Raw genomic sequence first — 24,956 nt, 5'->3', positions numbered from 1 at the left:
CATACCGCAAGGAGCTTGTATGAGTTTGTCGCTGCTAAACCGCTATGCCTCTTTTGCCTTCTGCGTGCTGTTCACACTAGGCGGTTTGCCCTTTGTGGCGGGGCATCCTGGGTTATGGGCGGTGGTGTTGATAACCGCGCTGCTTAGCGCGGTGGGGGTTAGTGACCTGCTGCAGCGTCGCCATGCGGTGCGGCGCAACTACCCAATCGTGGGCAATATCCGCTATCTGGTTGAGGCGATTCGCCCGGAGGTTCGCCAATACCTGTTGGAGTCTGATAGCGATCAATTGCCGTTCTCGCGCGCGCAGCGTTCGCTGGTGTATGCACGGGCGAAGAATGAGAGTGCCGATAAAGCTTTTGGCACCCTGGCGGATGTGTACCAGGGCGGTTTCGAGTTTATCGGCCATTCCATGCTGCCGGCGGCGCATGTCGACCCCCGTACCTTTCGCGTCAGTGTCGGTGGCCCGCAGTGCGCCCAGCCCTACTCGGCGTCGGTCTTCAATATTTCGGCCATGAGCTTTGGTTCGCTCAGCGCCAACGCCATTCGCGCGCTGAATCAGGGCGCTCAGCTGGGCGGTTTCTACCACGATACGGGCGAGGGCAGCATCAGCCCCTATCACCGTGAGTACGGCGGCGACCTGGTGTGGGAGTTAGGCAGCGGTTACTTCGGCTGTCGGCAGGACAATGGCCAGTTTGACCCGCAGCGTTTTGCCGCCCAGGCGGCCAACCCACAGGTGAAGATGATTGAGGTCAAGCTCAGTCAGGGCGCGAAACCGGGGCACGGCGGGATTCTGCCCAAGCACAAGATCACCCCTGAAATCTCCCAGACCCGTGGCGTGCCGATGGGCCAGGATTGCGTATCGCCGGCCAGCCACAGTGCTTTTTCCACCCCCATTGAGCTGCTGCAGTTTGTCGCCCAGTTACGTGAGCTGTCAGCGGGCAAGCCGGTCGGCTTCAAGTTCTGCCTGGGCCACCCGTGGGAGTTTATGGGGATCGCCAAGGCCATGCTGGAGACCGGCATTGTGCCGGACTTTATTGTGGTGGATGGCAAGGAGGGCGGCACCGGTGCAGCGCCCGTGGAGTTCACCGACCACATCGGCGTACCGCTGCGTGAGGGGCTGCTGTTTGTGCACAACACCCTGGTTGGTATCGGCCTGCGCGAGCAGATCCGCATCGGCGCCAGCGGCAAGATTGTCAGTGCATTCGATATTGCCAGCGTGCTGGCGTTAGGCGCTGATTGGGCCAACTCGGCGCGCGGGTTTATGTTTGCCATTGGCTGCATCCAGAGCCAGTCGTGCCATACCAACAAGTGCCCGACCGGCGTCGCCACGCAAGACCCGCTGCGGCAGCGAGCGCTGGTGGTGCCGGATAAGGCGGCGCGTGTGCACAGCTTTCATCGCAATACCCTCAAGGCGCTGGCGGAGATGCTCGCCGCCGCCGGCCTTGAGCACCCGTCACAGATCGAAGCAAAGCATTTGGTGCGGCGCATGTCAGCCAGCGAGATCAAGCTGTACTCGCAGTTGCACGTGTTCCTCAAACCCGGTGAGTTGCTTACCGGCGAAATATCCGGGGAGTTCTACTCGCGGATGTGGCACATGGCCCAGGCCAGCAGCTTCGCGCCCGCGCCATAAGCCCACGTCTGCCAAGCGGTGGGCACGGGTTAACGCAAGTGGGGTAGATGTCGCCGATGTGGCGGGCGTCAGACCATCAGGTCGACGTTGTTGCCCAAATTAGGCGGGTTGCTGGGCGCGCTGGCTGGGGCGATGGTCTGAACCAAACCGCCGATTTGGGCGGCTTGCAGCTCCAGGGTTTTACGCAGCAATAACAGCGAGGCCTGTGCAGACGCCTGCGTGGTCGCCAGGGTGGCGATCTGCTGGGTCAGGTTGTTCAGTTCCATCGTGGTTCTGCTCGCTGTGCTGCGTTTTTGCCAGTGGTGTTAAGCCGGTAAGCACACGCCAGTGCCGCCCAATCCACAATAGCCGCCTGGGTTTTTTGCCAAGTACTGCTGGTGGTAAGCCTCGGCGTAATAAAACGCTGGCGCATCACGGACTTCTGTCGTGATCGGGCCGAAACCGGCCTGTTCCAGCTCGGCCTGGAACCGGGCTTGGCTGGCTTGGGCAGCGGCCAGTTGCTCGGCGCCGTAGCAATAAATAGCCGAGCGGTATTGGCTACCGGTGTCGTTACCCTGACGCATGCCTTGGGTGGGGTTGTGCGCTTCCCAAAACACTTTCAGCAAGGCGGCGTAGCTGGTCAGCTGCGGATCGAAGATCACCAGCACCACTTCGGTGTGGCCGGTCAGGCCCGAGCAGGTTTCGTCATAGGTCGGGTTTGGCGTGTGGCCGCCGGCATAGCCGACCGCCGTGCTCCACACCCCCGGCTGCTGCCAGAAGCGCCGCTCGGCGCCCCAGAAGCAACCCATAGCGAACACGGCCTGCTGTAAACCCGCAGGAAATGACCCTTGCAGCGCATGGCCATTGACGAAGTGCGCGGTGGGCACTGCCATGGCTTCGGCGCGGCCGGGCAGCGCTTGCTCGGCGCTGGGCAGTTCGAGTTTGTGGGCAAGAATTTGTGAGCGCAGAACCATGAGCCATTTCCTCAGCAGAAGCATGTGTGTCATAGACCGTTAACCGGCGGGCTTGTTACACGCCGGTTATCCGCGATTTGGGTAGCGCTTGAGGCTTTCCAGCAGGTCGCGGCTGGCAATGGGTTTGTCGAACAGATAGCCCTGGCCGATATCGCAGTGTTGGCGGCGCAGGAATTTAAGCTGTGCGGCGGTCTCGATACCTTCGGCCACCACCTTGAGTTTCAGGTTGTGGGCCATGGCGATCACCGCGGAGGTGATTTCCATGTCGTCCTGGTTCTCGGGGATATCCTTAATAAAGCTGCGATCAATCTTGATAACATCAAGGGGGAATTTTTTCAGGTAGCTGAGTGACGAGTAGCCGGTGCCGAAGTCGTCCATGGCCAAGGTCAGGCCCAGGCTTTTCAAATTGATCAATTGTTGGCGCGTGTTGTCGGTGGCTTCCAGCAGCAGGCTTTCGGTCAGCTCTAGCTCGAGCAAGGCCGGGTCGAGTTGTTCTTCGTGCAGGATGGCGGTAATGGCGCCGACCAGATCCGGGTCGGAGAACTGTTTGGGTGAGAGGTTTATGGCCATCTGCAGCGGTGTGTAGCCGAGCGCGATCAGCTGTTTGGCCATGCGGCAGGCTTGGCGCGTGACCCATTTGCCGATGGGGATGATCAGCCCGGTTTCTTCCGCCACGCCGATAAAGTTGTCCGGGCTGATCATGCCTTTTTCGGGGTGGTGCCAGCGCAGCAGCGCTTCTAAGCCCATCAGTCTGCCGCTCTGCAAGCACAGCTTGGGTTGGTAGAACACTTCCAACTCGTTTTGCATCAGCGCGCGGCGCAGGTTGCTCTCAACGAAGAGTTTGTAGTGCGCCTCGGCATTCAGTACGTCGGTAAACATCTGCAGCTGGTTTTTGCCGTTGGCCTTGGCTTTGTGCAGGGCCAGGCCGGTGTGCTTCATCAGGGTCTGCGGGTCATTGCCATGCGCGGGCGCGCAGCCCAGGCCGATGGAGCCGGTGACACTGATCAGCTGGTTATCGACAAACAGCGGCTTGTCCAGGGTGTGCAGCAGCACCTGAGCCATGACCAGGCTGTCGCTCTGGTCCGCATTGAGCAGCACGGCAAATTCGTTACTGGCAAAGCGCGCCAGCACGCTGCTGGGGGGCAGGGTGTTGCGCAAGCGACGCGCCAGGCTGACCAGCAATTTGTCGCCCGTTTGATGGCCGAGGCTGTCGTTGATCCGCTTGAAGTTGTCGATATCCACCAGCAGCAGGCTGATCGGCTTATCCGGGCATTCGCTGAAGTGGCTCTCCAGTGCGCGGATAAACGCATAGCGGTTACCCAGCCCGGTGAGGTTGTCGCGAAAGGCCAGGCGCTCAATGTGCTGCTGCGCCTGCTTGTTGGCCGTCACGTCTTCGTAGATGCCGATGTAGTGAGTCAGGTTGCCGTTGTCAGCATGCACCTTGGACAGCGATAACTGCCCCCAGTAGGGGTCGAGATTTTTACGCCGGCTTTTGAATTCGCCTTGCCAGCTGTTGTGTTCGACCAGGCTGGAGCGGGCGTCGAACAGCAGGTCGCTGAGGTTTTCCAGGGCGGGTATTTCCGACAGGCGCCGGCCCTGCACTTCGCTGGCGCTGTAGAGGGTAATGGCGGTAAAGCTTGGGTTGACGTATTCCACCAGGCCATCACGGTCGAGCAGGATAAAGGCGCTGGAGCTTTGTTCAACCGCGCGCTGAAACAGGTACAAAGCGTTGGTGGCCGAGCGGCGTTGCTGGTTGGCCAGCACCTGCGCGTACTGGTCGGCCAACTCGCCAGCAAAGGCGATTTCATCGGCCTGCCAGGTGCGCGGCGCACCGATGTGCTCCAGGCACAGCACGCCCACCACTTCGCCGGCGATACGGATGCTGGCATCGAGCATGGCGTTAATGCCCATGGGGTGCAGGTAGCTTTCGCTTAACTCGCAGGTGCGCGGATCGTGCGCAGCATCATGGGCATCCAGGGCCCGGCCGCTGTGCAGCGCTGCCAGGTAGACGGGGTAAGCGCTGGCATCTACATCCGCCTGCGGGATGTGTTGCCCCACGTCCTGTTGATACAGGGCGACGGGTTTAAGCATGTGGCCGTTAAGGTTCCAGATGCCGGCGCGGCTCACCCCGTAAAGCTCGCAGGCGCTTTTACTGATCAGCTCGGCAGCCTGCCGCAAGGCTTGGTCATCGCTGTAATGCTGGCGCGTGAGGGTGACGATCAAGCGCTGTTGAGCTTGCGTACGAAGCTGCTGAGTCAGCCGTTCTGTCTGGCTGCGCTGGTACAGCTCAAGGGCTTGTGAGGCGCTGCTGTCCTGCTCGGTCATCACCATTAAATAGCCACGCAGCAGGTGGCGGTTGCGCTGTTTGAAGGCTTCGCCAACCTCCATCAGGCTCAGGCTGCCCTGTGGGGTGTGCAAACGATACTGCACGTTGTAATAGCGGTGTTTGTCCAGCTGCTGGGCAATGCTGTCGTGCAGCTGGTAGCGCGCGGTGGGTTCCATCAGGCTGGCATAGGGCGCGTCCAGCAGCGAACAGAGCGCTTGAGCCGGCAGCCCGAATTGCTGCTCGCAGCCCGCGTCGAGGTAGAGCAGGGTCCAGCTGGCCTCATTCAAGCGCTCGAAACGCAGCAGGCCAAGGCGCGAAGGCACTGGCAACTGCGTCACAACCTCGGCCGCTAAACGACTCGCGGCATCTGGATGGCTTTTCATTCGGTGGCGGGCTTCCAGTATGCTGATTGAAGTGGCAAACGACTCACTTCATTTATAGCGTCGGGTTAGGGTGCATCATGCAATTGCGACTGACAAGAAAACTAATATCGGCAGTGCTGCTAAGCAGCTGTATGGGCGCTTCGGTGGCAGGTGCCGCCGCCCCGGATGCGGGCTTGAGCAGTGCCGAGCAGGGCCGTTATGTGCTTGAGCTAAAACGCCTTTACCTGACCCAGAATGAGCGCCAGGCGCTGTTGGCCCATAGCAACGATCTGCTGAAAACCTACGCCCTGCGCGCCGCCTATCAAGTCGGTCAGGCGCAGCGCCAGGACCTGCTCTATCAGCTGCGTCAGGGCGAGTCCGGCGAGTTGCTGCTGCGTGAGGAAACCCGCAGCCAGCAGGGCACCGATATTACGGTGCGCAACCAGCGCCTGGCGCTGTTCGGCGTCGACCCCTTTGTGCGTTACGAGTGCCCAGCCACTGGCATTAGCTGTGTGCTGCTCAACCCCAGCGATGGCAGCCCGCTGCTGACCATCGTGCGTGATCATAAGGGCGCCGCCGAACTGGCCAAGGCGTTGAGTTTTCTGATTCGCAATCTGCAGAAAGGCTGAGTTTTTTCGGCTGCTGTTTTTGAGTTGAGAGTCTGTTTACGAGCTCGCGAGCTAGAGATAAACGGCGGCGAAAGCGGCCGAGGAAGCGGAGTTTACGGGTTGTAAATGAGCATTCCGAGGCCGTTTTCAACGCCGTTTAGCCGACGCGCAGCAGATCGTAGCCAAACCCTAAAAAAAACCCCGCCGAAAGTGGCGGGGTCGAGGATACGAGCGTGGCGCTCGAAAGTTGATGCGTTACAGCAGCATGGTGCGGATATCTGCCAGCACGTCACCCAGGCGCTTGGTGAAACGTGCAGCAGCGGCGCCATTGATCACGCGGTGATCGTAGGACAGCGACAGCGGCAGCATCAGCTTGGGCTGGAAGGCTTTGCCATCCCAGACCGGCTGGATGGTGGCCTTGCTCACCCCAAGGATCGCCACTTCCGGCGCGTTGACGATCGGCGTAAAGCCGGTGCCGCCAATGTGCCCAAGGCTGGAGATGGTGAAGCAGGCGCCCTGCATATCGTCGGCTGACAGCTTCTTGGTGCGCGCCTTCTCCGCCAGTGCGGCGGCTTCGGCAGCCAGCTGCAGCAGGCTCTTCTGATCGACGTTCTTGATCACTGGCACCAGCAGGCCATCCGGGGTGTCGACGGCAAAGCCGATGTGCACGTATTTCTTACGGATGATGGCTTTGCCGCTCGGCGCCAGCGAGCTGTTGAAGTCCGGCAGTTCCTTAAGCAGGAAGGCGCAGGCCTTGAGCAGCAATGGCAGCACGGTGAGCTTAACCCCGGCCTTTTCCGCCACGGCTTTTTGCGCGACGCGGAAAGCTTCCAGTTCGGTGATGTCGGCCGAATCGAATTGGGTCACGTGTGGCACGTTGAGCCAGCTGCGGTGCAGGTTGTTGGCGCCAACCTGCATCAGGCGGGTCATCGCTACTTCTTCGATTTCACCAAACTTGCTGAAGTCGACCACCGGGATCGGCGGAATACCCGCACCGCCGGTTGCGCCAGCGGCTGGCGCTTCCTTGGCCTTCTGCATCATCGCTTTGACGTAAACCTGCACGTCCTCTTTGAGCACGCGACCTTTCGGCCCGGTACCCGGTACGGCGGACAGCTCGACGCCGAACTCGCGAGCGAGCTGACGCACAGCCGGACCCGCATGCACCTTGGCGCCGTCGCGCTTAGGGGCGGCGGCAACGCTGGCGGCGGCGGCTGCCAGCGAGGCAATCGCGCTGACTTCGGCAGCGACCGCCGGGTGCGCGCCGGCCGGAACCTTGTGCACATCACTGGTGGGCGCCGCGGCGGGCGCAGCGGCCGGTGCCGGTGCTGCGGCAGCAGCAGGTGCTGCCGCGGCGCCGGCCACTTTCAGCGTGAGGATGAAATCGCCGGTGCCGACTTCGTCTTCCAGTTTGACGCTGATGCTTTCCACCACGCCGGCAGCCGGCGAGGGGATTTCCATGCTGGCCTTGTCCGATTCTAGGGTGATCAGCGACTGGTCGGCTTCGACGCTATCGCCGACCTTGACCAGTATTTCGATGACCTTGGCTTTGCCGTCCGAACCGATATCCGGCACATGCACGTCCCGCACGCTGCTGGCGGCTGGTGCGGCCGCAGCAGGTGCTGGCGCAGCGGCTTCGGTAGCTTTCGGCGCTTCGGCAGCAGGCGCTGCAGCAGGTGCCGGAGCAGCAGCAGCGCTGTCGCCCTCGACTTCCAGTTCCAGCAGTTCGTCACCTTCTTTCAGGCGATCACCCAGCTTCACTTTCAGGCTCTTCACCACGCCGGCTTTCGGCGCGGGGATTTCCATGCTGGCTTTGTCCGACTCAAGCGTCAGTACGCTCTGATCAGCTTCTATGCGGTCGCCCACTTTGACGAACAGCTCAATTACTTCACCTTCACCGCTGCCGATGTCGGGTACACGAATCAATTCACTCATCGTTTCGCTCCTTAGCAGTCCAGTGGGTTGAGTTTTTCCGGGTTGATGCCGAACTTGACGATGGCTTCAGCCACCACCTTTGGTTCGATATCACCACGGTCTGCCAGGGCTTCCAGGGCTGCCAGGACAACCCAGTTGCGGTCCACTTCAAAGAAGTGGCGCAGCTTCTTGCGGCTGTCGCTGCGGCCGAAGCCGTCGGTGCCCAGTACTTTGAATTCCTTGCTCGGCACCCACTGACGAATCTGCTCGGCGAACAGTTTCATATAGTCGGTAGAGGCAATCACCGGGCCCTTACGGCCGCCCAGGCACTCTTCCACGTAGGTCTGCTTAGGTTTCTGTCCTGGGTGTAGGCGGTTGCTGCGTTCCACGGCCAAGCCATCACGGCGCAGTTCGTTGAAGCTGGTCACGCTCCACACGTCTGCAGCGACGTTGAACTCGTCACGTAGAATCTTCGCCGCCTCGCGTACTTCACGCAGGATGGTGCCGGAACCGAGGAGCTGCACGTGGTGCGCGGCTTCCTTCTTGTCCTCTTCGAGCAGGTACATGCCCTTGATGATGCCTTCCTCAATACCGGCCGGCATGGCGGGCTGCTGGTAGGACTCGTTCATCACGGTGATGTAGTAGAAGACGTCCTGCTGCTCTTCGGTCATCTTCTTCATGCCGTCCTGGATGATCACCGCCAGCTCGTAGCCGTAGGTCGGATCATAGGTGCGGCAGTTAGGGATGGTCGCTGCCAGCATGTGGCTGTGACCGTCTTCGTGCTGCAGGCCTTCACCGTTCAGCGTGGTACGGCCGGCGGTGCCGCCAATCAGGAAACCACGGGTACGGCTGTCGCCAGCGGCCCAGGCCAGGTCGCCAATGCGCTGGAAGCCGAACATCGAATAGAAGATGTAGAACGGCAGCATCGGCTGGTTGTGGCTGCTGTACGAAGTACCGGCCGCAATAAACGAGCTCATGGCGCCGGCTTCGTTGATGCCTTCTTCGAGGATCTGGCCCTTCTTGTCTTCGCGGTAGAACATCACCTGGTCTTTATCCACCGGCTCATAGAGCTGGCCGACCGAGGAGTAGATACCGAGCTGACGGAACATGCCTTCCATACCGAAGGTACGCGCTTCGTCCGGGATGATCGGGACGATGCGCGAGCCGATGTCCTTATCCTTGACCAGCTGCGCGAGGATGCGCACGAAAGCCATGGTGGTGGAGATTTCACGGTCGCCCGAGCCGTCGAGGATGGCCTTGAGAGTATCCAGTGGTGGCGTTGGGATGCTGAAGCTCTTGGCGCGGCGCTGCGGCACAAAACCGCCGAGTGCGGCGCGGCGTTCGCTCAGGTAACGGGCTTCGGCACTGCCAGGCTCCGGCTTGAGGAACGGCAGATTTTCCAGCTCGTCGTCTTTAACCGGGATGTCGAAGCGGTCGCGGAACTGCTTGAGGCTGTCGACATCGACCTTCTTGGTGTTGTGCGCGGTGTTCTTCGCTTCGCCGGCACCGGTGCCATAACCCTTGACGGTCTTGGCCAGAATTACTGTCGGTTGGTCTTTGTGGTTGACCGCCTGGTGGTAGGCCGCATAGACCTTGTACGGGTCGTGGCCGCCGCGGTTGAGCTTCCAGATCTCGTCGTCGGACAGATCGGCCACCATCGCCTTGAGTTCTGGCGAGTTGAAGAAGTGCTCACGGACGAACGCGCCGTCCTTGGCCTTGTAGTTCTGGTATTCGCCGTCGATGACTTCGTCCATGCGGCGCTGCAGGATGCCGTCGACATCCTTGGCCAGCAGTGGGTCCCAGAAACGGCCCCACACGACCTTGTTAACGTTCCAGCCGCCGCCACGGAACACGCCTTCGAGTTCCTGGATAATCTTGCCGTTACCACGCACTGGGCCGTCGAGGCGCTGCAGGTTGCAGTTGATGACGAAGATCAGGTTGTCCAGCTTCTCGCGGCCAGCCAGGGAGATCGCGCCGAGGGATTCCGGCTCGTCGCACTCGCCGTCGCCCATAAAGCACCAGACCTTCTGCTTGCCGGCCGGAATAAAGCCGCGCGCTTCCAGGTACTTCATAAAGCGTGCCTGGTAAATCGCCTGAATTGGGCCCAGGCCCATAGACACGGTCGGGAACTGCCAGAAGTCCGGCATCAGCCACGGGTGCGGGTAGGACGACAGGCCTTGGCCATCGACTTCCTGGCGGAAGTTGTTCATCTGGTCTTCAGTGATGCGGCCTTCCATAAAGGCACGGGCGTAAACGCCGGGCGAGGCGTGGCCCTGGAAGAAGATCAGGTCGCCGCCGTGCTCCTCGGTAGGAGCTTGGAAGAAGTAGTTAAAGCCGATGTCATACAGCGTCGCCGACGAGGCGAAGCTGGAGATGTGGCCGCCCAAGTCGGAATCTTTCAGGTTGGTGCGCATCACCATAGCCAGCGCATTCCAGCGCACCAGCGAGCGAATGCGGCGTTCCATAAACAGGTCGCCAGGCATGCGTGCTTCGTGGGTCAGCGGGATGGTGTTGCGGTAGGGCGTGGTGATCGCATACGGCAGCTGTGAGCCACTGCGGGTGGCCAGCTCGCCCATACGGGTCATCAGGTAATGTGCGCGGTCTTCGCCTTCCTTGTCGAGGACGGACTCAAGGGCGTCCAGCCATTCCTGGGTTTCGACGGGATCGAGGTCTTGCATGGCTTGCTCCAGGGCGGAAAGGCTTCCAGAATCGGAGGCCTGGATTCGGCCCAACTTCGTGAGTGGGCCATGTGAATTCTTAGATTGACCGGGGGTAGGACCGGCGTGCTGTAGTTTTACTACATTACGAGGCGGATTTCAGCCCTTTGGATACAATCTTTGGTAGTAAAACTACAATATTTTTGTTGTCAGTGCTGCACCCCGCGCTAACCGGGGGCTGCCGAATAGGCGCACGCACGGGCAACTCGCCAAAAAGGATAGACCATGAGCCTGCCTGCGCTGGCCTCTTTACCTGCTGCACTGGCATCCCTTTGTGTACGTGCCGAGCAGTCCTTGCAGCAGGCGTTTACCGTGTTGGGCGACGAAGCAGTAGCGGCGTTCGCGGGTTGGTCAAGCGAACGGCGGGCGGCGTTGCAGCGAGTCGCCGCCGCCAGTGATTTTGTGGTGCAGCAGGGGCTGCGCGACCCCCAGATGTTGCTTGATCTGGCGGCCAGCGGCGAGCTGGAACGCAGCCTGGGAACGGACGAGTTGCGCGGCCAATTGGCCCAGGCGCTGGAGGAATGCGCCGATGAGGATGAGCTGGGGCGGCGCTTGCGGCGTTACCGTAATCGCCAGCAGCTGCGCATTATCTGGCGCGATATCAGCCGCCAGGCGGACCTGATCGAAACCTGTCGCGACCTGTCCGACTTGGCTGATGCCTGTATCGACCTGGCCTATCAGTGGCTGTATCCGCGTCATTGCACACAATTCGGCATGCCCATCGGTCGTCGTAGCGGCCAGGCGCAGCACATGGTCATCTTGGGTATGGGCAAGCTGGGCGCCCACGAGCTGAACCTGTCCTCGGATATCGATCTGATTTTTGGTTTCCCTGAAGGTGGTGAGACCGAAGGGGTGAAACGCCCGCTGGATAACCAGGAGTTCTTTGTCCGTCTCGGCCAGAAGCTGATCAAGGCGCTGGACGTGATCACGGTGGACGGCTTCGTCTTTCGCACTGATATGCGCCTGCGCCCTTACGGTTCATCCGGTTCGCTGGTGTTCAGTTTTAACGCGCTGGAGCAGTACTACCAGGACCAGGGTCGTGACTGGGAACGCTACGCGATGATCAAGGCGCGGGTCGTGGGCGGTGATCAGGTCGCCGGTGCGCAGTTGCTGGAAATGCTGCGGCCCTTCGTTTACCGGCGCTACCTGGACTTCTCGGCGATTGAAGCGCTGCGCGCGATGAAGCAGCTGATTCAGCAGGAAGTGCGGCGCAAGGGCATGGCCGAGAACATTAAGTTAGGCGCAGGCGGCATCCGTGAAGTGGAGTTTATCGCTCAGGCCTTTCAGCTGATTCATGGCGGGCGCGACCTCAGCTTGCAGCAGCGCTCGTTGTTTGCCGTACTCAATACTTTGCGCGACCAGGGCTATCTGCCGCCGGCGGTGACCGATGAGCTGCGCGATGGCTACGCCTTTTTGCGTTACACCGAGCATGCACTGCAGGCCATTGATGATCGGCAGACGCAGATGCTTCCGGATGATGATCAAGACCGCGCACGCGTCGCCTTTATTATGGGTTTCGACAGCTGGTCGGCGTTCCATGAGCAGTTAATGCACTGGCGCGGCCGGGTCGATTGGCATTTCCGCCAGGTCATTGCGGATCCTGATGAAGAAGAGGGCGGCGCTTCGGCTGAAGAGGTTGTCGGCGGAGAGTGGCTGCCGCTTTGGGATGACATGCAGGACGAAGAGGCTGCCTGCCGGCAGTTGGCCGAAGCGGGATTTGCCGAGCCGCAATCGGCTTGGCGGCGCTTGGCGGGGCTGCGCAACGGCACTCAGGTGCGCGCCATGCAGCGCCTCGGTCGTGAGCGTTTAGATGCCTTTGTCCCGCGCCTGCTGGCGCAAGCGGTGGAGCATGACAACCCGGATCTGGTGTTGGAGCGCGTCCTGCCGCTGATCGAGGCCGTGGCGCGGCGTTCGGCCTACCTCGTGCTGCTCACGGAAAACCCCAGCGCACTGCAGCGTCTGCTGACCCTGTGCGCCGCCAGTCCGTGGATCGCCGAACAGATCACGCGCTTCCCGCTGCTGCTCGATGAGCTACTGAATGAAGGGCGGTTGTTCAAGCCGCCGCTGGCCCCCGAGCTGGCCGCCGAGCTGCGCGAACGGCTGATGCGCATTCCCGAAGAAGATCTGGAACAACAGATGGAGGCGCTGCGTCACTTCAAGCTGGCGCATCGCTTGCGTGTGGCTGCTTCGGAAATCGCCGGCAGCCTGCCGCTGATGAAGGTCAGCGATTACCTGACCTGGCTGGCCGAGGCCATTCTTGAACAAGTGCTGGCCTTGGCCTGGCGCCACACCGTGAGCAAATACGGCGTGCCACGTCGCACTGACGGCAGCCTCTGCGATCCGGATTTCGTCATCGTCGGTTACGGCAAGGTCGGCGGCATCGAGTTGGGTCATGGCTCGGACCTTGATCTGGTGTTTATCCATGACGGTGATCCGCACGCGGAAACCGATGGCGAAAAGTCCATCGACGGCGCGCAGTTCTTTAACCGCCTGGGCCAGCGCATCATTCACCTGCTGACCACCCAGACCAATTCCGGCCAGCTCTATGAAGTCGACATGCGCCTGCGCCCGTCGGGTGCGGCGGGCCTGCTGGTCAGCTCGCTGGGCGCTTTTGAGCGCTATCAGCAAACCGAGGCCTGGACCTGGGAACATCAGGCATTAGTACGCGCGCGGGTGCTGGTCGGGTGTGCGCGGGTGGGCAAGGCCTTTGAGGCCGTGCGCGCCGGCGTGCTGGGGCGTGAACGCGACTTGGCCACGCTGCGCAGCGAGGTCAGTGAGATGCGCGCGAAGATGCGCGACAACCTCGGCAGTAAGGCCACGGCAGCCGGCACCGCGGCGAATGCCTTTGAGGCCACGGCGCGATTCGACCTCAAGCAGGATGCTGGAGGTATCGTCGATATTGAATTTATGGTGCAATACGCGGCCCTGGCCTGGTCGCGCCAGTACCCGGAATTGCTTGAGTTCACTGACAATATTCGCATTCTGGAAGGGCTGGAGCGGGTCGGCTTGCTACCGGGCGAAGATGCCCACTTGCTGCAGGATATCTACAAGGCCTACCGCTCGGCGGCGCACCGCCAGGCCCTGCAAAAGCAGCCTGGGGTGGTCGGCGGCGATCAGTTCGCCGAAGAGCGGCGCACGGTGATGCGCATCTGGCAGGAACTGGGTTTGAGCTGAAACAGGCTGAGCTGAATTTGAGGATGTCGGGCACCCAGGGTGGCCGGCCAATGTTGTACCAATCGAGTTTGAGGAGCAGGCAACTATGTCGATGGCCGATCGTGATGGCGTGATCTGGTATGACGGCGAGCTGGTGCCGTGGCGCAACGCGACCACCCACGTGCTGACCCATACCCTGCACTACGGCATGGGCGTGTTTGAAGGTGTACGCGCTTACAACACCCCGCAAGGTACGGCGATTTTCCGCCTGCAAGCACACACCGACCGCCTGTTCGATTCGGCCCACATCATGGGCATGAAGATTCCGTACAGCAAAGACGAAATCAACGAAGCCACCCGCGCCGCCGTGCGGGAGAACAACCTGGAAAGCGCCTACATCCGCCCCATGGTGTTCTACGGATCTGAAGCCATGGGCCTGCGCGCCAGTGGTTTGAAAACCCAAGTAATCGTCGCAGCCTGGAGCTGGGGTGCCTACATGGGCGACGAAGCCCTACAGGTTGGGATCAAGGTGCGCACCAGCTCCTTTACCCGTCACCACGTCAACATCTCGATGACCCGCGCCAAGGCCAACGGCAACTACATCAACTCGATGCTGGCCCTGCAGGAAGCCATCTCCGGTGGTGCCGACGAAGCCATGCTGCTGGATACCGAAGGCTATGTGGCCGAGGGTTCGGGCGAGAACATCTTCCTGGTCAAAAACGGTGTGATCTACACCCCGGAAGTGACCTCCTGCCTGAATGGTATTACCCGTAATACCATTCTGACCCTGGCCACCGAGCATGGCCTGGAAGTGGTCGAGAAGCGCATCACCCGCGATGAGGTGTATATCGCCGATGAAGCCTTCTTTACCGGCACCGCTGCCGAAGTTACGCCGATTCGTGAAGTCGATGGCCGGCAGATTGGCGCAGGCCGTCGCGGTCCGATTACCGAGAAGCTGCAAACCGCCTATTTCGACCTGGTGACCGGTAAAACCGATGCCCACGCTGAGTGGCGCACCCTGGTCAAATAAGCGGCCTGCTTCGTAGGATGGGTTGAGCACAGCGATACCCATCACGCGATGCAGACTAGGCTGATAGTCGAGCGTTAAGTCTGTCCAGGAGGCGAAAGCCTCCTTGGTCGTTTCTGGAAGTGGCATGAAAATACTGATCGTAGGCCCCAGCTGGGTGGGCGACATGGTGATGGCGCAGACACTGTTTCAGTGTCTGCAACAGCGTCATCCCGGTTGCGCAATCGATGTGCTGGCCCCCGAGTGGAGTCGGCCGATTCTCGAACGTATGCCCGAAGTGCGTCAGGCCTTGAGCCTTCCGCTCGGTCACGGCGTGCTGGAACTGGCCACGCGGCGCAAGATCGGCAAGTCCCTGGCCGGTCAGTACGACCAGGCAATTCTGCTGCCCAACTCACTCAAGTCCGCGCTGGTGCCGTTTTTCGCCGGTATCCCCAAGCGCACCGGCTGGAAGGGCGAAATGCGCTATGGCCTGCTCAACGATATCCGCACCCTGGATAAAGAACGCTACCCGCTGATGATCGAGCGCTTTATGGCGCTGGCCTTCGAGCCCGGTGTCGAGTTGCCGCAGCCTTACCCACGCCCAGCCTTGCAGATCGATGCGCAGAGCCGCGACGCAGCTTTGGCCAAGTTTGGCCTGAGCCTGGATCGCCCGGTGCTGGCGCTGTGTCCGGGTGCTGAGTTTGGTGAAGCCAAACGCTGGCCGAGCGAGCATTACGCCAAGGTCGCCGAACTGAAGATCCGCGCCGGCTGGCAGGTGTGGATTTTCGGCTCGAAGAACGATCACCCAGTCGGCGAAGACATCCGCAGCAGGCTGATTCCCGGCTTGCGCGAGGAAGCGGTGAACCTGGCCGGCGAAACCAGCCTGGCTGAAGCAATCGATCTGCTGTCCTGCGCGGGCGCCGTGGTGTCCAACGACTCTGGCCTGATGCATGTGGCTGCAGCGTTGAATCGCCCACTGGTGGCGGTTTACGGCTCGACCTCGCCGGGCTTTACCCCGCCGCTGGCTGAGCAGGTGGAAATCGTGCGTCTGGGCTTGGAATGCAGCCCCTGCTTCGACCGCACCTGCCGTTTCGGCCATTACAACTGCCTGGGCCAACTTAAGCCGCGCCCGGTGATCGAGGCGTTGGATCGCCTGGTCAGTGATCCGGTTGAGGTTGAATAGTTTGCGGGTCCTGTTGATCAAAACCTCCTCGCTGGGCGATGTGGTGCATACCCTGCCGGCGCTCACCGATGCGGCGCGCGCCATTCCCGGCATTCAGTTCGACTGGGTGGTGGAAGAGGGTTTCGCCGAGATTCCAGCCTGGCACCCCGCCGTGGCGCAGGTGATCCCGGTGGCCATTCGCCGCTGGCGCAAGCACCTCTGGCAAACCCTGAAAAATGGAGAGTGGAAGCGCTTTAAGCAGCGTCTTGGCGAAACCAAGTACGACCTTGTCATCGATGCCCAGGGCCTGCTGAAAAGCGCTTGGCTGACCCGTTACGTCAAGTCGCCGATTGCTGGCCTGGACCGTGATTCAGCCCGTGAGCCACTGGCCAGCCGTTTCTACGACCATGCCTACGCCGTGCCAAAGGAGCAGCACGCCCTTGAGCGCACGCGCCAGTTGTTTGCTCAAGCGCTCGGCTATGCACTGCCGGACAGTATCGGTGATTACGGCCTTAATCGCGCGCAACTGGCTGATCCCGCGCCGCTGCCATATTTGTTGTTTCTGCACGGCACCACCTGGCCCAGTAAGCACTGGCCAGAAGCCGAGTGGCGTGCGCTGGCTGAACAGATGAGTTCGCAAGGCTGGGCCATACGCCTGCCCTGGGGGAATGCCGATGAAAAGGCCCGTGCCGAACGAATCGCCGCCGGCATTGAAAACGCGGCGGTGTTGCCCAAATTAAACCTTGCCGGCGTGGCCAAAGTGATCGCTGGCGCCAGTGCCTGCGTGGCCGTGGACACCGGCCTAGGCCACCTGGCCGCTGCGCTGGATGTGCCGAGTATTTCCCTGTACGGCCCGACCTTGCCTGGGCGCGTGGGTGCCTATGGTCGCGGTCAGGTGCACCTGTGCGCCACTGGGCCGAACGCCGGCTCGGGTGATCGCCACAAACCCTGTTTCGACGGTTTGGATGCCGAGCGCGTCGCCACACACTTGCAGGCCCTGTTGCTGGCCGAGGACGTTGTCTGATGCAGCTCGCGTTTATCCTCTACAAATACTTCCCCTTCGGTGGCCTGCAGCGCGACTTTATGCGCATTGCCCTGGAGTGCCAGGCGCGCGGCCATGCCATCCGCGTTTACACGCCGATCTGGGAAGGCGAAGTGCCCGCAGGTTTCGAGGTGGTGGTGGTGCCGGTCAAAGCGCTGTTCAACCATAAACGCAATGAGAAGCTCACCGCCTGGGTCGAGGCTGATCTGGCTAAACGCCCGGTGGACCGGGTGATCGGCTTCAACAAAATGCCTGGCCTGGACGTCTACTACGCTGCCGATGGCTGCTATGAGGACAAAGCGCAGACCTTGCGTAACCCGCTGTACAAGTTGTGGGGCCGTTACAAGCACTTCGCCGATTACGAGCGGGCGGTGTTTGCGCCTGAGTCGAAGACCGAGATTCTGATGATCTCCGAAGTGCAGCAGCCGCTGTTTATCAAGCATTACCACACCCCGCTGCAGCGCTTTCACCTGCTGCCGCCGGGCATCGCCGCTGACCGCCGCGCGCCCGCGAATGCGCCTGAGATCCGTGCCGAGTTCCGCCGTGAGTTCAAGCTGGCCGATGATGATCTGCTGTTGGTGCAGATCGGGTCAGGCTTCAAGACTAAAGGCTTGGACCGCAGCCTCAAGGCGCTGGCTGCCTTGCCGCGTGAGCTGAAAAAGCGCACCCGCCTGATCGCCATCGGCCAGGACGACCCGCGCGCGTTCCAGCTGCAGGCCAAGGCATTGGGTGTGTCCGACCAAGTGCAGATTCTCAAGGGGCGCAGCGATATTCCGCGTTTCCTGCTGGGTGCTGATCTGCTGATTCACCCGGCCTACAACGAGAACACCGGCACCGTGCTGCTGGAGGCGTTGGTGTCTGGCTTGCCCGTGCTGGTGACCGATGTGTGCGGTTATGCCCGCTACATTGCCGAGGCGGATGCAGGGCGGGTGCTGGCCAGTCCCTTTGAGCAAAGCGCGCTTAACCACCTGCTCGCCGATATGCTCGCCGACGACTCGCGTCGCGCCCTGTGGTCACGCAATGGTCTGGCGTATGCCGACTGCGCTGACCTCTACTCCATGCCGCAACACGCGGCCGACATCATTCTGGCGGCGCGTCCATGAAGCTGGTCCTGGTTGAACCGTTCAAAACCTTATGGGCCGGGCGCGATGCCTTCGCCGCCGTCGAGGCCCTGCAGGGGCAGGTGTATCGTGAGCTGGAAGGTCGCCGCACGCTGCGAACCGAAGTCAATGGGCGCGGTTACTTCGTCAAGATTCATCGCGGCATCGGTTGGGGCGAGATCATCAAAAATCTGCTCACTGCAAAACTGCCGGTGCTAGGTGCCCGCCAGGAGTGGCAATCGATCCAGCGCCTGACCGAGGTCGGTGTCGCCACCATGACCGCTGTGGCCTACGGCGAGCGCGGTGGTAATCCGGCCGCGCAGCATTCGTTCATCATCACCGAAGAGCTGGCGCCGACCACCGACCTCGAACAGCTGAGCTTGAATTGGGCACAGCAAGCGCCCGACCCAAGGCTGAAGCGGGCGCTGATCAAGGAGGTGGCCAGCATGGTCGGCAATATGCACCGCGCTGGGGTTAATCATCGCGACTGCTATATCTGCCATTTTCTGCTGCACACCGACAAACCGGTAACCGCCGATGATTTCCGCCTATCAGTGATCGACCTGCACCGCGCCCAGGTACGCCGCCAGCTGCCCTTGCGCTGGCGTAACAAGGACCTGGCTGCGCTGTATTTCTCGGTGCTGGATATCGGCCTGACTCAGCGCGACAAACTGCGGTTTTTGCGTGGTTATTTTCAACAGCCGCTGCGCCAGACACTCAGCGCCGAGCGCTCGCTGCTGCTCTGGCTTGAGCGCAAGGCTGACGCATTGTATGCGCGCAAGCAGCGTTACGGGGATGCACTCTGATGGCAAGTTGGACTCTTGAGCTTCGTTATGCTGCGTTGGCCGATGACTTTGGTAGCCTCTCGGCGGTCTTTGCTCTTGAGGGGGAAGAAATTACCCGTGATCCTATGTCCGAAGTGATACGTGTCGAGCGTGCTGGGGTGCGCTATTACATCAAGCGTTATCACAATGCAGGTAAAGGAATTCGTCCCTATCTGCCTCGTCCGAGAATTAGGGCCGAGTGGCAAAATCTTTTTCATTTCGTAACTTGGGGTATTCCAACCGCCGATATGGTGGCGTGGGGTTTGGAGCGGAAAATGGGAGGCTTCGTTCGCGGGGCTTTAATTACCCGAGAGCTGCCTGGCACCGAGAATCTATGGATGCTTGATCATCTTGACGACTCTAGGTTGCGCGACCCCGCGTGGGTCGATCTCATCAGTCGCCAGCTTGCAGACTCGACGCGGCGCATGCACGAACATCGCTTTGCCCATAATGATCTCAAGTGGCGCAATCTGTTGGTTGACGATCAGGGTCATCTTTTCTTCATCGACTGTCCAAATGGCACTTTCTGGTGTTGGCCGTTTCTTAGCTACCGCATTGAGAAAGACCTGGCTTGCTTGGACAAAGTGGCCAAGAGGGTTCTGAGCCGTAACCAGCGACTACGTTTCTACCTTCGCTACTGCGGTCGTCAGCGTTTGAATACGCATGACCGAAAGCGTGTCCGGCGAATACTAGGGTTCTTCGAGGGGCGCGAATGAGCGATTTCATTGCCGATACGGATCGCGCGCTGCTTGAGCAGCATGGTCTGGCCGACTTCGATGCATTATGGGCGCTGACACTGGAGGCTGTGGATGAGCCGAATGTCGCGCGCGGGGGCTGGAGTAGCGTCTATCGTCTGGAGCTTGGCGATCGCGCCTATTACCTGAAACGGCAGAGCAACCATCTTACCCGTAGCCTCTGCAAACCATTTGGTGAACCGACCTTCGCTCGGGAGTACCGCAATATCCAGCGCTACCGCGCTCTGGGTATACCAGCGTTGCAGGCTGCTTTCTTCGGTGAGCGGCGTTTTCCGGGTGAGCGGCGTGCTCTGTTGCTCACCCTCGCCTTGGATGGTTGGGAAGACCTCTATGCTCTGTATCAGCGCTGGGAGGGATTGTCGTTGGAACAGCGTCAGGCACTAATTCGTGCCAGCGCTGAGCTGGCTCGGCACCTTCATGCTGCCGGGCAGATACATGGCTGTTTTTATCCCAAGCATATTTTTCTGCGCGGAGAAGGGCGCGGGTGTGAGGCATGCCTGATTGACCTAGAAAAGACCCGGCCATTGCTGCTCGGCTGGCGAGATCGAGTCAAGGATTTGGAAACGCTTATTCGACGAGCCGACCCTTGGACGCAGGAGGATATTGTGACTTTCGTCGCTACCTATCTTGATGTGCCTACAGGCAATGCTCTTGTCGCAAAGTGGGTTGCACGTTTGGGGCGACGTCTTTATGCAAAGGAAGACCGTTGATGTTACTGGCCGAGTTGGTCTTTGCGGGGCGTGTGCCGGAATTGCCGCTGCAGTTGCAATTAGCCGATGGTGAAGTGCAACTGCAGCGTCTGCTGCGTGTACTTCCAGGCCAACGCTATGTCGGCGTGGCCGAATGGTGCGGCCAGCCAGTGCTGGCCAAGCTGCTGGTGGGAAACAAGGCTGCGCGACATTTTCAGCGCGAGCGTGACGGTGCCCTTCTGCTCGCGGAGCAAGGGCTGAATACGCCGCAGCTGTTGTCGGATGGGCTGCGTGACGGTGAGGGCGGCTGGCTGCTGTTCGAGTATCTGCAAGGTGCTGAAAGCCTTTGGGAGGCTTGGCGCGCGGTGGAACATCAGCCGCTGCTGAGTGCCGATCAGCAGGCGGTGCTGGCCGATGCGCTGGTCAGTATCGCGCAAATGCACCTTAACGGGTTGTGGCAGGCGGACCTGCATCTGGACAACCTGTTGCGCCATAACGGCCAGCTGTTTGTTATCGACGGCGGCGGCGTGCAGGTTGAGACGGCAGGTAAACCGCTGTCGCGCGCTAAGGTCCTGGAAAACCTTGGGGTGTTCTTCGCCCAGCTGCCCGCCGAGTTGACGCCGTTTATCGAAGAGCTGCTGGTGCATTACCTGCTGGCGAACGGCGAGCATGCCTTGCCGCTGGAAGCATTGCTCAAAGAAGTAGAAAAAGTGCGCCAATGGCGTTTGCGCGATTATTTAAAGAAAATCGCCCGCGATTGCAGCCTGTTCGCCGCGAAAGTCGGTGCGTTCGGCCTTCAGGTGGTTCGCCGTGACAAGCAGGCTGAGCTGCAGCCGCTGTTGAGTAATCTGGATCAGCTCACCGAGCAGGGCCATATCTACAAAACCGGTGGTACGGCCACCGTGGCGCAAGTGCAGCTGCAAGGGCGGCCGCTGGTGGTCAAGCGCTATAACGTGAAGAGCCTGGCGCATTGGCTCAAGCGCTTCTGGCGGCCCAGCCGCGCCTGGCACAGTTGGGTCGAGGGCAACCGCCTGCAGCTGCTGGGCATCGCCACGCCACAGCCACTGGCCGTGCTAGAGCGGCGCTGGTGCTGGCTGCGCGGGCGCGCCTACCTGATTACCGAATACTGCGGTGGGCAGGATATAATCGTGCGTTTTCAGGCGTTCCACGATGGATCGCCCCCAGAAAGCGACCTGTTGGCTCTGGATCGTCTGTTCGCTGCCTTGTTGCGCGAACGCATCAGTCACGGTGATTTCAAGGGGCACAACCTGTTCTGGGACGAGCGCTTGGCATGCTGGTCGCTGATTGACCTCGACGCCATGCAACAGCACCGCAGTGCGCGCAGTTTCGCCGCGGCCTATGCCCGCGACCGCGCCCGTTTTCTGCGTAACTGGCCCGCCGACTCGGCGCTGCATCAGTTGCTCAACCAACGTTTACCGCTGACGCCCGCCGTCGGCTCAGAAGACTAAAAGAGGCACAACCAGTGGCATTGACGATTCTCGGCCTTTCCGGCGCCCTCAGCCATGATCCATCCGCCGCCCTGTATATCGACGGCAAGTTGATCGCGGCCGCCGAAGAAGAGCGCTTTGTGCGCGACAAGCACGCGAAGAATCGCATGCCCTACGAGTCGGCTAAGTTCTGTCTGGAACAAGCCGGAATCAAGCCGAGCGACGTCGACGTCGTGGCCATTCCGTTCGCGCCGATCAGCATCTTCGAGAAGGCCCGCTGGCAGTACGCGAAGCGCTACTGGTACGCGCCGGACCGTGCGCTTGACGCGATCTTGATGGGCAATCGTCGCTACAAGCGCTACTACAAGCACATTCAGTGGTGCCTGCAGCAGCTCGGCTTCGACCTGAAGAAGATCAAGATTGAGCCGGTCGAGCATCACCTGGCTCACGCCGCCAGCGCCTATCACTGCTCGGGTTTTACCGAGAAGACCGCAATCCTCGGTATCGACGGCAAGGGCGAGTACGCCACCACCTTCTTCGGCTACGGCGAGAACGGCAAGATCCACAAGATCAAGGAATTCTACGATCCGGATTCGCTCGGCGGCCTGTACGGCGCGATCACCGAATTCCTCGGCTTCGAGATGCTCGATGGCGAGTTCAAGGTCATGGGCATGGCGCCTTACGGCGATGCCAGCAAGTACGATTTCTCCCGTTTGGCCAAGTTCGAGAACGGTGAGCTGATAATCAACACTGAGTACGCCAACGTCATCGGCCTGCGCCGCTATAAAGAAAACGGCAAGGGCTTCTACTTCTCCAAGAAGCTGATCGAGTGGCTGGGGCCGAAGCGTCAGGGCGATATCGCCGATGACCCTTACATCCACTACGCCGCCAGCATGCAGGCGCTGTTCGAGAAGCTGGCGCTGCAGATGATGGAGCACTACCTGGGCGACATCATCCGCGAGACTGGCAAGATCGCCTTCGCCGGCGGCTGCGCGCTGAACGTCAAGCTGAACCAGAAGATCATCGCCCGCGATGATGTGAAGGAACTGTTCGTCCAGCCCGCGTCCGGCGATGCCGGCACCGCGGTAGGCGCTGCAGCCTACGTCTCGCACCAGCGCGGTGTGTCGGTGGAGAAGATGGAGCACGTCTACCTCGGCCCGTCCTACTCCAACGAAGACGTAATCGCTGCCTGCGCCCGTCACCCGAGCAAGCCGGTATTCAAACGCATCGACAACATGCCGCAGCGCATCGCCAAGATCATGGTCGACGCCAATCCGGTGGCTTGGTTCCAGGGTCGCATGGAGTTCGGCCCGCGCGCCCTCGGCGGTCGCTCGATCATCGGTTGCCCGAGCGTGGCCGGCGTGGCCGACCGCATCAACGAACAGATCAAGTTCCGCGAGCGCTGGAGGCCTTTCTGCCCATCGATGCTCGACACCGTCGGCCCGCAGATGCTCAAGGTCGATCACCCGAGCCCGTTTATGACCTTCACCTTCGAAGTCAACGAAGAGTGGAAGACCCGCGTCGGCGAAGTGGTGCACGAAGACGGGACCTCGCGCGCCCAGGTGCTTAAGCGCGAATACAACCCGCGCTACTACGACATGATGCTGGAGCTGGAGAAGCTCACCGGCAATGGTGTGTCGCTGAACACTTCGCTGAACCGCCGCGGTGAACCGATGATCTGCTCGCCGACCGACGCGCTGAACATGTTCTACGGCTCCGACCTGCAGTACCTGATCATGGAAGACATCTTGGTGGTCAAGGACGGCAAGGATTGGTATGACAACGTCTGAGGTGCTGATCAGCGTCGTCATTCCCGCGTACAACTATGGGAAGACCTTGCCCAGGGCTGCCGAGTCTGTGTTGTGTCAATTAGATGAGCGTGCCGAGTTGATAATTATCGATGATGGCTCGACTGATGATACGCCAGTAGTGATTGCAGCTCTTGAGCAGGCATACCCTGGTCGGTTTCGAGGGATTCGTCAGGTCAATGCGGGGTTGGCTGCGGTGCGTAATCGCGGCATCGATGAGGCTCGCGGCGTTTATCTGGTATTTCTCGATGCTGATGATGAGATGGTCGATGGGGCGTTAGCTTTGTTGCTCGGGCATATCGCTGAAAATCCTGATAGTCGATTGATTATTGGTGGGCATATCTCTGTGTACGCGAATGGGCGGCGTAACGAACATGCCCCCGATCCGTTACCTGCTACGGCAATTGAACGGGTGAGAGGATATCTGCTGGATAAGACCTTGGGTGTGTCGAATGGCGCTTGCGCCATGCATCGCGAAGTTTTCGGGCCCGGCCGCTACCCGGAGCGGTTTCGCAATGCTGAAGACATTCCAGTATTCGCTCAGGTTTTTGCTGCCTACCCTTGTACTTTGTTGCATAGCCCTCTGGCGCTGATTTACAAGCATGACGACAGCCTGCGGCACAATCTGAGTTACGGAATGCAAATTGGAGAGCAGCTGATTGGGGAAGTCTTCGATAGTGGGCGTTTGCCTGTGTCGATGAATGTATTAAAAAAACCGTTTACCGCTCAACGCTATTTGTCTTTGTTCCGAACATTCGCGACTGCTGGCGAGCCTCAAAAGGCTCGTGAGTTTTACCGTCAGGCGTTGAAGGCCGACTGGCGGGCAGTTTTGCGTTGGTCTTACACGCGTAAAGCCATCAAGCTGTGGCTCGGGGGGCAATGATGGGTGCCGGTGTGCAGCGCAAACCTTTGAGGTATTACTGGCAGGTCGAGATATTGGATGGGGCTGATAAGGGTTTTTCCTGGATAAGACTCTGGCGTCGTGTTCGTCGCAACCGACCGTCACATTTCCTTTTTTGGTTTCGTTTGGCCGAACATCTGTCTCTGCAGCGTAATCGGATGCTCAAATCGTTGGCTAAGGGGATTAACAACAGGCTGATACAGCGTCACGGTATTGAAATAATGCTGGGAGCGGAAATCGCTGAAGGCCTGCACTTAAGTCATATGCAGGGTGTTGTTATTTTCCGAACAGTGCGTATTGGTCGTAATTTTACCATTAGGCAGAATACAACCATTGGTACAGACTTTAAAAGTGATGCGTTGTTGGTGATTGGCGATAATGTTGATGTGGGTGCCAATAGTTGCATAATTGGTAGCGATATTTCTATTGGGGATAATGTCACCCTGGGCGCTATGAGTTTCGTTAATAAAAGTATTCCAGCCAATCATATTTATATTACGGAGAAGCAATCCAGGCTTATTCAAAAGGTTTTTGAAATCCCATTTTTTAATAAACATTAGG

General features: G+C 60.0%; 19 protein-coding genes. 14 read left to right on the top strand and 5 right to left on the bottom strand.

The features are described from left to right. Positions 1-19 precede the first annotated feature (19 nt). Positions 20-1,630, top strand: coding sequence for an FMN-binding glutamate synthase family protein (locus tag AC0J6G_RS14420; protein WP_475248804.1), 1,611 nt, complete (start codon positions 20-22; stop codon positions 1,628-1,630). A gap of 68 nt (positions 1,631-1,698) precedes the next feature. On the opposite strand, the gene AC0J6G_RS14415 is transcribed toward AC0J6G_RS14420, so the two are convergent. The 3 genes from AC0J6G_RS14415 to AC0J6G_RS14405 all read right to left on the bottom strand — a co-directional run bounded on the left by AC0J6G_RS14415 (position 1,699) and on the right by AC0J6G_RS14405 (position 5,292). After that, positions 1,699-1,896, bottom strand: a complete 198-nt coding sequence (locus AC0J6G_RS14415; RefSeq protein ID WP_475248802.1) for a putative motility protein — start codon at positions 1,894-1,896, stop codon at positions 1,699-1,701. 39 nt (positions 1,897-1,935) lie between these two features. After that, positions 1,936-2,583, bottom strand: a complete 648-nt coding sequence (gene msrA, locus AC0J6G_RS14410) for a peptide-methionine (S)-S-oxide reductase MsrA (RefSeq protein WP_475248800.1) — start codon at positions 2,581-2,583, stop codon at positions 1,936-1,938. A gap of 66 nt (positions 2,584-2,649) precedes the next feature. After that, complete coding sequence (locus AC0J6G_RS14405; RefSeq protein ID WP_475248798.1) at positions 2,650-5,292, bottom strand: sensor domain-containing phosphodiesterase; 2,643 nt, start codon at positions 5,290-5,292, stop codon at positions 2,650-2,652. A 131-nt stretch (positions 5,293-5,423) separates the two neighbouring features. Here AC0J6G_RS14405 and AC0J6G_RS14400 point away from each other — a divergent pair, with 131 nt between their 5' ends. Continuing rightward, complete coding sequence (locus tag AC0J6G_RS14400; RefSeq protein ID WP_475248796.1) at positions 5,424-5,900, top strand: hypothetical protein; 477 nt, start codon at positions 5,424-5,426, stop codon at positions 5,898-5,900. A gap of 234 nt (positions 5,901-6,134) precedes the next feature. Here the strand turns inward: AC0J6G_RS14400 and aceF are convergent, their stop codons facing one another. Both aceF and aceE read right to left on the bottom strand, forming a co-directional pair. After that, entirely contained in the window at positions 6,135-7,811 is a 1,677-nt protein-coding gene (gene aceF, locus AC0J6G_RS14395) for a dihydrolipoyllysine-residue acetyltransferase (protein ID WP_475248795.1), read from the bottom strand. An 11-nt stretch (positions 7,812-7,822) separates the two neighbouring features. Further along, the gene (aceE, locus tag AC0J6G_RS14390; protein WP_475248793.1) at positions 7,823-10,468 is read right to left on the bottom strand and encodes a pyruvate dehydrogenase (acetyl-transferring), homodimeric type; all 2,646 of its coding nucleotides are present in this window, start codon (positions 10,466-10,468) and stop codon (positions 7,823-7,825) included. Positions 10,469-10,732: 264 nt separating this feature from the next. Between aceE and glnE the strand changes: the two genes are divergently transcribed. From glnE to AC0J6G_RS14330, 12 genes are all read left to right on the top strand, one after another. Next, on the top strand, positions 10,733-13,681 hold the full coding sequence (gene glnE / locus AC0J6G_RS14385) for a bifunctional [glutamate--ammonia ligase]-adenylyl-L-tyrosine phosphorylase/[glutamate--ammonia-ligase] adenylyltransferase (RefSeq protein ID WP_475248791.1): 2,949 nt from the start codon (positions 10,733-10,735) through the stop codon (positions 13,679-13,681). A gap of 85 nt (positions 13,682-13,766) precedes the next feature. Further along, a complete protein-coding gene (gene ilvE, locus AC0J6G_RS14380; protein WP_475248789.1) occupies positions 13,767-14,690 on the top strand; it encodes a branched-chain-amino-acid transaminase in 924 nt (307 codons plus the stop codon). Positions 14,691-14,814: 124 nt separating this feature from the next. After that, entirely contained in the window at positions 14,815-15,849 is a 1,035-nt protein-coding gene (gene waaF, locus AC0J6G_RS14375) for a lipopolysaccharide heptosyltransferase II (RefSeq protein WP_475248787.1), read from the top strand. 1 nt (position 15,850) lies between these two features. After that, positions 15,851-16,852: a lipopolysaccharide heptosyltransferase I gene (waaC, locus tag AC0J6G_RS14370; protein WP_475248785.1), complete on the top strand. Its 1,002-nt coding sequence runs from the start codon at positions 15,851-15,853 to the stop codon at positions 16,850-16,852. Then, positions 16,852-17,973 carry a glycosyltransferase family 4 protein gene (locus AC0J6G_RS14365; RefSeq protein ID WP_475248784.1) on the top strand — a complete coding sequence of 374 codons (1,122 nt, stop codon included), beginning with the start codon at positions 16,852-16,854 and terminating at the stop codon, positions 17,971-17,973. Before waaC ends, AC0J6G_RS14365 begins: the two co-directional genes overlap by 1 nt. Continuing rightward, a complete protein-coding gene (rfaP, locus tag AC0J6G_RS14360) occupies positions 17,970-18,776 on the top strand; it encodes a lipopolysaccharide core heptose(I) kinase RfaP (protein WP_475248782.1) in 807 nt (268 codons plus the stop codon). The genes AC0J6G_RS14365 and rfaP overlap by 4 nt, the downstream gene beginning before the upstream one ends. Continuing rightward, the gene (locus tag AC0J6G_RS14355) at positions 18,776-19,510 is read left to right on the top strand and encodes a lipopolysaccharide kinase InaA family protein (RefSeq protein WP_475248780.1); all 735 of its coding nucleotides are present in this window, start codon (positions 18,776-18,778) and stop codon (positions 19,508-19,510) included. The genes rfaP and AC0J6G_RS14355 overlap by 1 nt, the downstream gene beginning before the upstream one ends. Then, on the top strand, positions 19,507-20,259 hold the full coding sequence (locus tag AC0J6G_RS14350; protein ID WP_475248778.1) for a lipopolysaccharide kinase InaA family protein: 753 nt from the start codon (positions 19,507-19,509) through the stop codon (positions 20,257-20,259). The genes AC0J6G_RS14355 and AC0J6G_RS14350 overlap by 4 nt, the downstream gene beginning before the upstream one ends. Further along, the gene (locus AC0J6G_RS14345; protein WP_475248777.1) at positions 20,259-21,707 is read left to right on the top strand and encodes a lipopolysaccharide kinase InaA family protein; all 1,449 of its coding nucleotides are present in this window, start codon (positions 20,259-20,261) and stop codon (positions 21,705-21,707) included. The genes AC0J6G_RS14350 and AC0J6G_RS14345 overlap by 1 nt, the downstream gene beginning before the upstream one ends. 14 nt (positions 21,708-21,721) lie before the next feature. Then, positions 21,722-23,476: a carbamoyltransferase family protein gene (locus AC0J6G_RS14340; protein ID WP_475248776.1), complete on the top strand. Its 1,755-nt coding sequence runs from the start codon at positions 21,722-21,724 to the stop codon at positions 23,474-23,476. Continuing rightward, on the top strand, positions 23,463-24,377 hold the full coding sequence (locus AC0J6G_RS14335) for a glycosyltransferase family 2 protein (RefSeq protein WP_475248775.1): 915 nt from the start codon (positions 23,463-23,465) through the stop codon (positions 24,375-24,377). Before AC0J6G_RS14340 ends, AC0J6G_RS14335 begins: the two co-directional genes overlap by 14 nt. Continuing rightward, the gene (locus AC0J6G_RS14330; RefSeq protein WP_475248773.1) at positions 24,377-24,955 is read left to right on the top strand and encodes a serine acetyltransferase; all 579 of its coding nucleotides are present in this window, start codon (positions 24,377-24,379) and stop codon (positions 24,953-24,955) included. The genes AC0J6G_RS14335 and AC0J6G_RS14330 overlap by 1 nt, the downstream gene beginning before the upstream one ends. Position 24,956: the final 1 nt, after the last annotated feature.

This window comes from Pseudomonas sp. TS_SC_3, from assembly GCF_056156225.1.
Note: the sequence above shows the minus strand (reverse complement) of the source record. Positions and strands in the feature narration are given on the sequence as shown.